This is a genomic window from Streptomyces decoyicus, from assembly GCF_019880305.1.
GTDB lineage: Bacteria > Actinomycetota > Actinomycetes > Streptomycetales > Streptomycetaceae > Streptomyces > Streptomyces decoyicus.
In genome coordinates, this window is record NZ_CP082301.1 from 5,849,854 (window position 1) to 5,862,005 (window position 12,152).

At 70.8% G+C, this 12,152-nt stretch carries 12 protein-coding genes; 7 read left to right on the top strand and 5 right to left on the bottom strand.

What is annotated here, in order from left to right; genetic code table 11:
• The first annotated feature begins 67 nt into the window (after positions 1–67).
• Positions 68–916 carry a thioesterase family protein gene (locus tag K7C20_RS25895; RefSeq protein WP_053210472.1) on the top strand — a complete coding sequence of 283 codons (849 nt, stop codon included), beginning with the start codon at positions 68–70 and terminating at the stop codon, positions 914–916.
• 48 nt (positions 917–964) lie between these two features.
• On the opposite strand, the gene K7C20_RS25900 is transcribed toward K7C20_RS25895, so the two are convergent.
• Positions 965–1,819, bottom strand: a complete 855-nt coding sequence (locus tag K7C20_RS25900; protein WP_053210471.1) for an alpha/beta fold hydrolase — start codon at positions 1,817–1,819, stop codon at positions 965–967.
• Positions 1,820–2,011: 192 nt separating this feature from the next.
• Here K7C20_RS25900 and K7C20_RS25905 point away from each other — a divergent pair, with 192 nt between their 5' ends.
• Positions 2,012–3,181 (top strand): cysteine desulfurase family protein, encoded by a 1,170-nt coding sequence (locus K7C20_RS25905; RefSeq protein ID WP_053210470.1) that lies wholly within the window; start codon positions 2,012–2,014, stop codon positions 3,179–3,181.
• 31 nt (positions 3,182–3,212) lie between these two features.
• Here the strand turns inward: K7C20_RS25905 and K7C20_RS25910 are convergent, their stop codons facing one another.
• Positions 3,213–3,932: an N-acetylmuramoyl-L-alanine amidase gene (locus K7C20_RS25910; RefSeq protein WP_030082331.1), complete on the bottom strand. Its 720-nt coding sequence runs from the start codon at positions 3,930–3,932 to the stop codon at positions 3,213–3,215.
• Positions 3,933–3,986: 54 nt separating this feature from the next.
• Between K7C20_RS25910 and mnmA the strand changes: the two genes are divergently transcribed.
• The gene (gene mnmA, locus K7C20_RS25915; RefSeq protein WP_030082332.1) at positions 3,987–5,114 is read left to right on the top strand and encodes a tRNA 2-thiouridine(34) synthase MnmA; all 1,128 of its coding nucleotides are present in this window, start codon (positions 3,987–3,989) and stop codon (positions 5,112–5,114) included.
• Here the strand turns inward: mnmA and K7C20_RS25920 are convergent.
• The 3 genes from K7C20_RS25920 to K7C20_RS25930 all read right to left on the bottom strand — a co-directional run bounded on the left by K7C20_RS25920 (position 5,083) and on the right by K7C20_RS25930 (position 6,910).
• Complete coding sequence (locus tag K7C20_RS25920) at positions 5,083–5,604, bottom strand: DUF3515 family protein (RefSeq protein ID WP_030082334.1); 522 nt, start codon at positions 5,602–5,604, stop codon at positions 5,083–5,085. The genes mnmA and K7C20_RS25920 overlap by 32 nt on opposite strands.
• A gap of 187 nt (positions 5,605–5,791) precedes the next feature.
• Positions 5,792–6,397, bottom strand: coding sequence for a TlpA family protein disulfide reductase (locus tag K7C20_RS25925; RefSeq protein ID WP_245171886.1), 606 nt, complete (start codon positions 6,395–6,397; stop codon positions 5,792–5,794).
• 120 nt (positions 6,398–6,517) lie between these two features.
• Positions 6,518–6,910 carry a hypothetical protein gene (locus tag K7C20_RS25930; RefSeq protein ID WP_150127350.1) on the bottom strand — a complete coding sequence of 131 codons (393 nt, stop codon included), beginning with the start codon at positions 6,908–6,910 and terminating at the stop codon, positions 6,518–6,520.
• Between the two features lie 292 nt (positions 6,911–7,202).
• Between K7C20_RS25930 and K7C20_RS25935 the strand changes: the two genes are divergently transcribed.
• From K7C20_RS25935 to K7C20_RS25950, 4 genes are all read left to right on the top strand, one after another.
• Positions 7,203–7,706: a hypothetical protein gene (locus K7C20_RS25935; RefSeq protein ID WP_053210469.1), complete on the top strand. Its 504-nt coding sequence runs from the start codon at positions 7,203–7,205 to the stop codon at positions 7,704–7,706.
• Positions 7,707–8,262: 556 nt separating this feature from the next.
• Positions 8,263–8,970: a VC0807 family protein gene (locus K7C20_RS25940; RefSeq protein ID WP_048829546.1), complete on the top strand. Its 708-nt coding sequence runs from the start codon at positions 8,263–8,265 to the stop codon at positions 8,968–8,970.
• A 609-nt stretch (positions 8,971–9,579) separates the two neighbouring features.
• Positions 9,580–10,956, top strand: a complete 1,377-nt coding sequence (gdhA, locus tag K7C20_RS25945; protein WP_030082344.1) for an NADP-specific glutamate dehydrogenase — start codon at positions 9,580–9,582, stop codon at positions 10,954–10,956.
• A gap of 649 nt (positions 10,957–11,605) precedes the next feature.
• Positions 11,606–12,148, top strand: coding sequence for an LOG family protein (locus tag K7C20_RS25950; protein WP_030087677.1), 543 nt, complete (start codon positions 11,606–11,608; stop codon positions 12,146–12,148).
• Positions 12,149–12,152 lie beyond the last annotated feature (4 nt).

The following is a 12,152-nucleotide window of genomic DNA, read 5'->3' on the forward strand; positions in this document are numbered from 1 at the left end:
GGCTTCCGCCTGAGGCCGTTAAATCTGACACTACCGGTCGGTAACTATCCGGTGTAGCGTGCAACCCATGGCTCTGGTGACCCAAGGCAACAGCGAGTTCGACCGCGATACGGCGGTCACCCGCCGCGCCCCCGGCGTCTACGACGCACACCTCTCCGCCGGCTGGACCATCATCCAGGCGGTCAACGGCGGCTATCTCCTCGCTCTCATGGGCCGCGCCCTGGGTGACGCCCTCCCGCACCCCGACCCGCTCTCCGTCACCGCGCACTACCTGACGGCTTCGGTCCCCGGCCCCGCCGTCATCCGCACCGACGTGGTCCGCACCGGTCGCACGATGTCGACCGGCACCGCCTCCCTCATCCAGTTCGCGGAGGACGGCAGCGAGATCGAGCGGCTGCGGGTGCTCGCGGCGTACGGCGACCTCGGAGCGCTGCCCGACGACATCCGCACCACCGCCAAACCGCCGGCCATCCCGCCGTACGAGCACTGCCTGGGCACGGACAGCGCCCCCGACGGCCGCCCCGCGATCCCCGGCAGCACCGCCATCGCCGAGCGGCTCGCCCTCCGCCTGGACCCGGCGACCGCGGGCTGGGCCGTCGGCGCCCCCTCCGGCAAGGGCGAGATGCGCGCCTGGTTCGGCCTTGCCGACGGCCGCGAGCCCGACCCGCTCTCCCTCCTGCTGACCGTCGACGCGCTGCCGCCCACCGCCTTCGAGATGGGCCTGTCCGGCTGGGTGCCCACCGTCGAGCTGACCGCCCACATCCGCCGCCGCCCGGCACCCGGCCCGCTCCGGGTCGCCATCACCACCCGCAACCTGGCGGGCGGCTTCCTGGAGGAGGACGCGGAGGTCTGGGACTCCGAGGACCGACTGGTCGCCCAGTCACGGCAGTTGGCGCGGGCGCTGTTGCAGGACTAGGGGCGTCTTCCCCTCGGTCCTCTGACCCGGACGACAGGCCCGAGGGGCCTACCGTCCCGTCCGCAGGAACTCCGCCAACGCCGCCGTCAGCTCCGCCGGTGCGTCCTCCTGCGCCAGGTGCCCCGCGCCCTCGATCACGTGGAGGCGGGAGCCCGGGATGCGGGAGGCCAGCTCGTGCCCCTTCGCGACCGGGATCCAGCTGTCCTGCGCGCCCCAGCAGATCAGCGTCGGCAGCTCGATCTCGCCGTAGCGCGCCTGGATCTCGTCCGTGAACCGCTGGTCGTTCCGGGCGATCTGCCGGTAGAACGCCGGCTGGCCCTCCGGCGTGCACCAGGGCTCGACCAGGCGGTCGAGGACGGCCGGGTGCAGGCCCGGATGGCTCGCGGAGGACACGTACTCGCGCACCAGCGCCCGGTGCAGCTCCGGCGGCAGCTGCCCGAACACCTCCGGATGCGCGCCCAGCAGCCGGTACGTCGGCGAGCCCCAGGGCGCCAGCGCCACCGGGTCGACGAGCGCCAGCCGCTCGTAGCGCGCACCGTGCAGCAGATGCGCCCGCAACGCGACGCAGCCGCCGAAGTCATGCGCGACCACGGCCGGACGGGCCGCCTCCCCGTCCAACTCCCAGTGCGCCAGCAGCTCTCCGAACACCCGTGCCTGCGCGGCGAGTGAGACGTCCTGCCCTTCCCGCATCTCCGAGGCGCCGTACCCCGGCATGTCCCAGACGAACACCCGGTGCCGCGCGGCAAGGGCAGGTGCGACACCCCGCCACACGTACGACGAGAACGGCGTCCCGTGGAGCAGGACCACGGCGGGGGCGTCCGCCGGTCCCTTGCCGTGTACCGCCCACCGCACCTCGTCGCCGGACGCGCTGCGGAACGTACGGTCCAAGAGCCACTGTGTCATGAGTGTCAGGCTAGTGACTCCTTACAGGGGTGTCGAGGGGGCGGGCCGCGGGAATCGGGCGCGTCCCCTCCCGCGCGTCACCCGCAGGAGCCCGGGGCCGAGCGGCCGACGGCTCCCCGGCGCACGGCGCTCCCGCGCGCTGCGCATGCGCCCCCGGAGCCCGCGGCGCCAGCTCGTAGAATCGTGTGCACCATGGTTTACCTCGACCACGCCGCCACCACCCCGATGCTCCCGGAGGCGGTGCAGGCGATGACCGCCCAGCTGACCGTCACCGGCAATGCGTCCTCGCTGCACGCCGACGGCCGGCGGGCCCGGCGTACCGTCGAGGAGGCGCGCGAATCCCTCGCCGTCTCGCTCGGCGCACGCCCGAGCGAGATCGTCTTCACCGCGGGCGGCACCGAGGCCGACAACCTCGCCGTCAAGGGCCTGTACTGGTCGCGCCGGGCCGCCGACCCGGCCCGCACCCGCGTCCTGGCCAGCCCCGTCGAGCATCATGCGGTCCTCGACGCCGTGGAGTGGCTCGCCCAGCACGAAGGCGCCCGGGTCGAGTGGCTGCCGGTCGACACCTACGGCCGGGTGCCCGCCGAGGGACTGCGCGCGGCCATCGCCCGCAACCCCGCCGATGTCGCGCTCGCCACGGTCATGTGGGCCAACAACGAGATCGGCACCATCCAGCCGGTCCGTGAACTTGCCGAGGTGGCCAGGGAGTTCGGCATACCGCTGCACGCGGACGCGGTGCAGGCGTTCGGCCAGCTGGAGGTCGACTTCGCCGCCTCCGGGCTCGCCGCGATGACGGTCTCCGGCCACAAGATCGGCGGCCCGTACGGCATCGGCGCGCTGCTGCTCGGCCGTGAGTACGCCCCGGTGCCGGTGCTGCACGGCGGCGGCCAGGAACGGCACGTACGCTCCGGCACCCTCGACACCCCCGCCATCGCCGCCTTCGCCGCCGCCGGCCGGCATGCCGCCGCCCACCGCGAGGACTTCGCCCGCGACATCGGCGCCCTGCGTGACGACCTGATCAAGGCGGTACGCTCCGCGGCCCCCGACGCCGTCCTCGGCGGCGACCCGGACCCCGCGGGCCGTCTCCCCGCCAACGCCCACTTCTCCTTCCCCGGCTGCGAGGGCGACTCCCTGCTGCTTCTCCTGGACGCCCAGGGCATCGCCTGCTCCACGGGCTCCGCCTGCACCGCCGGCGTCGCCCAGCCCAGCCATGTCCTGCTGGCCACCGGAATGTCCCCGGAGCTCGCCCGCGGCACCCTGCGGTTCTCGCTGGGCCACACCTCCACCACGGAGGACGTGGCGGCACTGGCCCAGGCCATCGGCCCGGTCGTGGAACGGGCGCGGAGCGCGGGCCTGAGCTAGGAGCGCGGGCCTGAGCTAGGGGCGTCTCCCCTCAGGGCCTGTCGCGAAGTGAGGTCTGGCGGGCTCGTACGGGCTCGCGCAGCTCGGCCCGTACGAGCCCCAGATACCGGTCCCAGTCCCAGTGCCGCCCCGGATCCGTGTGATCCGTCCCCGGCACCTCCACGTGCCCCACGATGTGCTCCCGGTCGGCCCGGAGGCCGTACCGCCGGCATATCGCGGCCGTCAGCCGTGCCGACGACGCGTACATGGCATCCGTGAACGACTCCGGGCGGTCCACGTACCCCTCGTGCTCGATCCCGACGCTCCGCTCGTTGTAGCCGCGGTTCCCCGCGTGGAACGCCACGTCCAGCTCGCGGATCATCTGGGCGATATGCCCGTCCTTGCGGACCACGTAATGAGCGGCGGCCTCGTGGTCCGGGTCCCGGAACACATCCAGCGCGGTCGCATAGCTGCCCTGGACGACATGGATGACCACCCGGTCGACCGCGTAATCCGCCGGCCGGTCCGCCCGCCGGTAGTTCTCCGGGGACGCCGAGACCCACTGCGCGCCCCGGAAATCCACCGCCCCCGCCGTACGAGGCTTCTCGTTCCCCGGCATCCGCCACCACCAGTGCGCCAGCTCACCCTGCGCGGCGAGCGCCCCGACCCCGGCGGTCACCGCCCCGCCGCCCCCGATCCACAACGCCCGCCGCCGCGTGATGCCGGGCGCGGCACCCTGGCCTGCGCCCCGTTCCCCGTCCCTCTTCCCCATGCGCTGCATAACGCTTTCGGACCTGTCGGCGGTTCCGTCTACTCTGGACTGGCTATGACTGATGACGCTCCCCGCCTCCGCGTACTCGCCGCCATGTCCGGTGGTGTCGACTCCGCCGTTGCCGCCGCCCGCGCCGCCGAGGCCGGCCATGACGTGACGGGCGTGCATCTCGCGCTCTCCGAGAATCCCAAGTCGTTCCGTACCGGTGCCCGCGGCTGCTGCACGATCGAGGATTCGCACGACGCCCGGCGCGCCGCCGACGTCATCGGCATCCCCTTCTACGTCTGGGATCTCGCCGAACGCTTCCGCGAGGATGTCGTCGACGACTTCATCGCCGAGTACGAGGCCGGGCGCACCCCGAACCCCTGCCTGCGCTGCAACGAGAAGATCAAGTTCGCCGCGCTGCTGGACAAGGCCCTGGCGCTGGGCTTCGACGCGGTCTGCACGGGCCACTACGCCACGGTCGTCCTGCGCGAGGACGACACCCGCGAGCTGCACCGCGCCTCCGACATGGCCAAGGACCAGTCGTACGTCCTCGGCGTCCTCGACGACCGCCAGCTGGCGCACGCCATGTTCCCGCTCGGCGACACCCTCACCACCAAGGCGGAGATCCGCGAAGAGGCCGCCCGCCGCGGCCTGTTCGTCGCCAAGAAGCCGGACAGCCACGACATCTGCTTCATCGCCGACGGCGACACCCAGGGCTTCCTCGCCAAGCGGCTCGGCGCGGCCCCCGGCGACATCGTCGACGAGTCCGGCGCGGTCCTGGGCACCCACGAGGGCGCGTACGGCTTCACGATCGGCCAGCGCAAGGGCCTGCGCATCGGCCACCCTGCCTCCGACGGCAAGCCGCGCTACGTCCTCGACATCTCCCCGGTCGACAACACCGTCACGGTCGGCCCCGCCGATGCCCTCGACGTCACGGCCCTGACCGCCATCCGCCCCCGCTGGTGCGGCCGCCCCCCGGCGGCGGGCCCCGCGACCTACACGGCCCAGCTCCGCGCCCACGGCGGCGAGACCGAGGTCACGGCGGAGCTGCTGGACGGCGCCGAGCTCCAGGTGACGTTCACGGAGCCGGTCCGTGGCGTCGCCCCCGGCCAGGCGATCGTGCTGTACGACGGCAGCCGGGTGGTCGGCTCGGCGACCATCGCCTCTACGGAGCGGCGGGTGCGGGCGGGGGCGTAGGAACGTCGCTCCGGCCGATGCACTTGTGGCCCTGGTGGAGGGGCTTGACGAGGCGGCTCAGGTCGACCAGGGCCGCGTCAGGGGCTGCGTGGCGGGTGTCGATGCGTACTTCGACGGCAGGGGCCCGGCCGTAGGTGATCAGGAGCTTGCTGTCGTCGTCCTGGGAGGCGCGCCAGACCCGGTCCACGCCGTCGACCTGGGCGCAGGGGTCGTTGGTGGGCAGGGGCGCGGCCAGGCCGCAGCGGACGATGACCGCGCCGTCTCCCCATACGGCGGCGCCTTTCACGTCGGTGGGAGTCCGGTCCGCGCCGGCGACCTCGTCGGGGTAGGCGGTGGTGAGGCGGGTACATGCGCCGGACTCGGCGCGAGGTGCGGCTTCGAGGCCGAAGGCGGGGGAGGCGAAGCCTTCGTGGGCTAGGAGAGAGGCTGCGGCGACGGTGACGGCGGCGGCGCCGACGACGAGGGCGGTGCGCCGGGTGGGGCGGGGCATGGTGAGAGGCCTTGGTTCCTTGTGGGCGGGGTGATGTCCAAGTGGGCAGCGCCCGAAGGGGCATCGCCCTCAGTGACGTCGCGAAGGAGGCGCGTTCGCGCTGACGCACGCCTCATCGTTCCGCGTCGGCTCGACAGTGTCTCTTCGGCCGTCTGCCCTTCGTCCCGTGCACACACCTGAGTGAGCGTCAGGAGCCGTGGCCCGCAGGGGCCGTACCGGCCTGAGCTGCCTTCACCAATGCGTCGATCTTGGCTTCGTCGAGTGGGCCGGAGGAGGCGGCAGCGACCTTCCCGCGAGGGTCGATGGCGAAGGTGAACGGGAGGCCCTGGGCGTTCAGGATGCCTTGGGGGAGCTTGAGGGCCTGCTTGCCGTCGGAGTCCACGAGGCTGGGGTAGCTCATGTGGAATTCACTGGCGAAAGCGCGGCCGTTGGCGGCCGAGTTGTCCTGGTCCAGGCCGAGCACGACGACCCCGCGCGACCGCAGCTTCTTGTGGGTCCTGACCAGGAGGGGGGTCTCCGCGCGGCAGGGCCCGCACCACGATGCCCAGCCGTTGACCAGGACAGCCTTGCCCTTGTAGGCGGACAGGCTCAGGGGTTTGCCGTCCAGGCCGCTGCCGGTGAAGCCGGGGGCCTGCGGCCGGTGGCGGGCCTCGATGGTCAGGACGCCGCCCTTGCCCTGGTGGTAGCCCTTGCGGGTGCCGGGGTCGTCGTGGGCGGCGATCATTCCGACGCCGAGGGCGACGACCGTGAGCGCGGCCAGGGACAGGACGATGATCCGGGGCGGGGTTTTCACGGGAAGTCCTCGGTGCAGTCTGCCGGTTGGGTCGCTTCAGGGTCTCAACTGCCCGGGGAAGGGGGGCGCGCGGGCCTCGGAGGCATGGGCGGCCGGGGCCCGCGCGCGGTCGTGGGGCCTTCAGTCGATGCCCCCGTAGGCCTTCTTCCCCTTCAGGCCGTAGTTGAGGACGAGGTAGTAGTCGCCCGCCGTGTACTTCTGGAAGGGCGCCGTGTACTCGGACCCGGTGTCCTTCCACTTGAACTGCTGGACGAGCCTGTCGTTGCTGCCGCCCTTGCCGGGGACGACCTTGTAGGCGCGGGCGGTGAACGTGTGGTCGCCCTTGCCCTTGATGCCGAAGTGCAGAAACTTCTGGCCCGCCTTGACGTGGTGGGCCTTGGTGATGACTTGGGCGCGCGAGCCGTCGGTCTTCCAGGTGCCGTGCCAGGCAAAGGCGTCCGAGGCACCGGCGAGGGCGACGGTGCCGGCCATGGCGGTCGCTGCGGCAGTCTGGGCCATGCGGCGTTTGATCATGATCGAACTGTAGTGCGGCGAAACGTCGCCGCGGAATGTCCGATGGGGCAGTGCCCGAAAGGACAATCAAGGATCTGACGGTGGTGAATAGGTGTTTGACACCGGGAAGTTCGCATGCGGAAGATGTGATCGCGGCCGATCGGTACGGGTTCGCCGCAGGGGCACCTGTGGGGGGTTTACCTTGCGCGCGGAGTTTCTCCCTTTGTGCGGTTCTCTTTGTCATTATCGCTGCCGTGGCGTGCTGTGAAAAAGAGCTGACTGGTGCCTGCGGGAGCGTCGCCAGGGTCTTTCGGTGCGGAAAGTATTCCGTGCGTACGAGCGCGGCGCACTCGACGCCGTTATCTCGCTGGTCATCGTTCTAGGAGAGGAAGATGCGTTGAAGCGTGAGTTGAAGTCCGTGGGCATGTCCCTGGGTGTGGCGGTCGCTGTACTGGCGCCGGTGGCCTCGCCGGCTTCTGCCACCCCGCACGCGGAGGTGTCCGCCGGGAAGCAGGTGACGGCGCAGCGTGCATGGGACTGCCACCGGAAGGGGTGGCTGTGCCTGTGGGACCGCCCCCACTACAAGTACCGGAAGTCCGCCTGGGAGGCGAAGGCGTTTTCGGATCTCAAGTGCGGCAAGGGCGCGTATTACCCCTATGAGGGAACGAAGTCGCTTCCCCAGTCCGTGCGCAACCGGACGGGAAAGACCTGGTACGGGCTTAGCTCGCACAACAAGCGGATTGTCTCGGTGGGTAGCGGCTCTCGCAAGTCCAGCCTCTCGTCGTGGCGTTCCATCGAGAAGTGGTGCTGGAAGTAGGGAAATGCGAAACGGCCCCGCCCGGTGTTCCGGGCGGGGCCACTTCCGTGTCAAGAGGAGGGTTCCTTTTCCTCGGCGGGGCGGAAGATGTGGCCTTCGGGTAGCGGAGGCGGACGGTTGGGGGCGGGCGGATCTCTCGCTGCGGGCGCGGCCGGGAGGCCCCTCCGCATGATGAATGAACCGCCACATCCGAGCGTTCCGGGCCTTTCGTGACGCGGGTGGGCCTGCTCCCGTGGACGCGCGTTCCGCTTCCGCTCGCGGCGGCCGGCCGAAGCGCCGGCCCGAGGTGCTGCGCGGCGCCCGCAACTGACAAATGTCATGGGGAAGTGAGGACAGTCGAGACTGTTGCCGCGCGTGGCCGTGCCCGAAGCTGAAGGCGTCGAGGAAGACGCTGTTCGGAGAGCACCTTGGGGGAGCCGCCGTGAACCGGAGCCGGAGCGAAAGCCGGAGCGAAAGCCGGATTGAGAGCCGGAGTGAGAGCGACAGTCGGAGACGGAGCAAACACCGGAGCCGGAAGCAGAGCCAGGGTGTCGCGGATGGCACGGGCTCCCCTCCGCTGGCGCAGAGCCTGCTGCCGCTGGTCCTGGACGTGGGGATTCCCCTGGCGTCGTACTACATCCTCAGCGACGGGTTCGGGCTGAGCGAGGTCGCGGCGCTGGGCTGGAGCAGTGTGGTGCCGGCGTTGCGTACGGTCTGGGCCCTGGTGCGGCGCGCGGAGGTCAACGGCCTTGCGCTGCTGATCCTCGTGGTCAATGTCGTGGGCCTGGCCCTGAGCACGATGACCGGCGATCCGCGGCTGATGCTCGCCAAGGACAGCGGGGTGAGCAGCATCGTCGGTATCGCGGTGATCGTTTCCGTGTTCATGGGGAAGCCCCTGATGACCGCCGGCCTCAAGCCGTTCGTGACGAAGGGGCTTGCGGCGAGGAGCGCCGCCTGGGACCGGCTGGCGGCCGGGTTCGCACCGTTCCGAAGGGCCGAGCGGAGGTTCTCGCTGATATGGGGGACCGTGCTGCTCGTCGAGTGTGTGGCGCGGGTGATCGGCGCCTACACCGTTCCGGTGCACACGATGGTCTGGCTGGGATCCGTGCTGATGGTGGTCGCCATCCTGCTGGCAATGGTCGTCGCGGGCGGCAGCTGCGCCGAACCCATGGCGAAGATGGTCCGGGCCGAGGCGGAGGCCGAGGCGGAGCGCGACGCCGGCGTCCGGGCGGGTGCAGCGGGAGCGGTTGGGGCCGCCCCCGTGCCGGCGGTGACGGGAAGCTGAGGGGCCCAGGGGCCGAGGCGTCCTGGGGCCAAGTCCTGTCCGGCAAAACCGAGGGGCCGGGCGGGCCGGGACCAGCCGCATCACGGGGGTGGGCTGGTCCCGGCCGGTCCTGTGGCACCAGCTGTCATCCACGGCATCGGCATCGGCCTCGGAAACAGCTCGTGATGGAAATGACGGCATCGTCCACCGGTCGGCGTTTGTGGAGGGGGTGATGAGCGGGGCGCCCGGGGGCCATGAGGTGCGGGAAGGTGTCCGCCGGTCAACTGTGAGGTGTCGCACAGCGCCCGCCGGGAAGGGGAGCGTGCGGTGCGGTGAGTGGTGCCAGAGGGGCGGTGTCGAGGCGCTGACCTGCGGACATGAGGTGGGGGAGGGGCGCGCCGGGGACGTCGGCGGCTTGGCGGAATTGCGTACGGGAACGCCGTGTCGCGCATCCCACAGTCGATCGGCGGGGTGCCGCCCATAAGGTCGGCAACGCGACGGGACGTCAAAGGTTGCCGGGTCGAAGAATGGTGACGATAAGGACTCACAAGGAGTTGTTGCACTTGTGAGGGCTCGTCAGGGTCCGGACCACAGACGGCCTTTTCCGCGGCCACGAAGGGAACGGAAGTCATGTCGACTGTTCAATCTGAGGTCAAGCCCGGCGTTCATCCGGCCGGGCCGGCATCCCTGTACGCCGAGCTGGTCCGGCGGAATCCCGGGGAGCCCGAGTTCCACCAGGCGGCTCTTGAGGTGCTGGAGACGCTGGCGCCCGTGCTGAAGGCCCGCCCGGAGTTCGCCGACGCGAAGATCCTGGAGCGGATCTGCGAGCCGGAGCGGCAAATCATGTTCCGGGTCCCCTGGCAGGACGACTCCGGAGCGATTCACGTCAACCGGGGCTTCCGGGTGGAATTCAACAGCGCGCTCGGCCCGTACAAGGGCGGTCTGCGTTTCCATGCGTCGGTGAATCTGGGGATCGTGAAGTTCCTCGGCTTCGAGCAGATCTTCAAGAATTCCCTGACCGGGCTGAACATCGGCGGGGGCAAGGGCGGCAGCGACTTCGATCCGCACGGTAAGTCGGACGCCGAAGTGATGCGCTTCTGCCAGTCGTTCATGACGGAGCTGCATCGTCATCTCGGCGAGCACACGGACGTACCGGCGGGTGACATCGGCGTCGGCGGCCGGGAGATCGGCTATCTCTTCGGCCAGTACCGGCGGATCACCAACCGCTGGGAGCCCGGTGTGCTCACCGGCAAGGGGCTGGCCTGGGGCGGCTCCAAGGCCCGTACGGAGGCCACCGGTTACGGCAATGTGCTGTTCACCGAGGAGATGCTCAAGCAGCGCGGCGAGGAGCTGGACGGCCAGCAGGTGGTGGTCTCCGGGTCCGGCAATGTCGCGATCTACACCATCGAGAAGGCGCAGGCGCTCGGCGCCAACGTGCTGACCTGCTCGGACTCCGGCGGCTTTGTCGTCGACGAGAAGGGCATCGATCTGGCACTGCTGCGGCAGATCAAGGAGGTCGAGCGCGGCCGGATCAGTGAGTATGCCGAGCGGCGCGGGTTGTCGGCCCGGTATGTCCCCGGTGGGCGGGTGTGGGATGTCGCATGCGAGGTGGCACTGCCGTCGGCGACCCAGAACGAGCTGGACGCGGACGCCGCCCAGGTCCTGATCCGTAACGGCGTCAAGGCGGTCTCCGAGGGCGCCAACATGCCGACCACCCCGGCCGCGGTGACGCTCCTCAAGGGGGCGGGTGTGGCCTTCGGCCCCGGCAAGGCCGCCAACGCGGGTGGTGTGGCGACCAGCGCGCTGGAGATGCGGCAGAACTCCTCCCGCGAGGCGTGGTCCTTCGAGCGCACGGAGGGCGAGCTCGCAACGATCATGCGCTCGATCCACCACCGCTGCTACGAGACCGCGGAACGCTTCGGGCTGCCCGGTGACTATGTCGCGGGCGCCAACATCGCCGGCTTCGAGCGAGTGGCGGATGCGATGTTGGACCAGGGACTGATCTGAGGCGGGGCGGGGCGGAGCGACTTCGCGTTTGCCGGGGCGGCTTCTCTCCCCCCGTGTCTCTTGCGGGCGGGGTGGCTTCTCCCGCGCTTCCTGCCGGCGGGGGCGACTTCGCGTTTGCCGAGGCGGCTTCCCCCCCCCGCGTTTCCTGCGGGTGGGGTGGCTTCTCCCGCGCCTCCTGCCGGCGGGGCGGCGTCGCGTCTGCCGGGGCGGCTTCCCCCCCCCCCGCGTCTCCTGAGGCGCGACGGCGTCGCGTCTGCTGGCTTCAGCAGCCGAAGGCTCAGCTCCCCCCACCCCCGAACCCACCCCCGCCCCCTCCCCCGAAGGGGGAGAGGGGGGAGGGGGCGGGGGAGAGCTTTCGGAGGAGCCTTGGGGAGAGCTTCGCGGCAGCGTCGACGAGCCTCTGGGGGCTTCGCGGCAGCTTCGAGAGCCCCTGGGGCCACCTCACGGCAGCGTCGGCGAGACCCGTGGGGCCAGAGCCTCGCGGCAGCGTCGGCGAGACCCGTGGGGCCAGAGCCTCACGGCAGCGTCACGAGACCCGTGGGCCGGTGTCGGCGAGACTCGTGGGCCCGGCGTCGACGACACCTGTGGGCCCGGTGTCGACGAGCTCCTTGGGGGCGGCTTCGCGGCCCCCGGCTCGTAAGGTGACCGCATGAATATCTGTGTCTTCTGCTCCGCCGCCGACCTCGACGAGCGGTATGTCGTCCCTGCCCGCCGGTTCGCCGAGCTGATCGGCAAGGGTGGGCATGCGCTGGTCTGGGGCGGTTCGGACACCGGCCTGATGAAGGTCATGGCCGACGGGGTGCAGGAGGCCGGCGGGAAGCTGATCGGCGTGTCCGTGGACTTCCTGCGGCACAAGGCGCGCGAAGGCGCCGATGAGATGGTCGTCACCAAGGACCTCGCCGAACGGAAGGCGCAGATGCTGGCGCGCGCCGACGCCATCGTCATCATGGTCGGCGGTACGGGCACGCTGGACGAGGCCACCGAGATCCTGGAGCTGCGCAAGCACGGGATGCACACCAAGCCGGTGGTACTGCTGAACACCGCCGGTTTCTACGACGGGTTGAAGGAGCAGTTCCAGCGGATGGAGTCGGAGGGGTTCCTGCCGATTCCGCTCACCGACCTGGTCTTCTTCGCGGCGGACGGTGTCGGCGCGCTGGCCTATCTGGAGGAGAAGGCGGGCATCCAGGCCTGAGCGG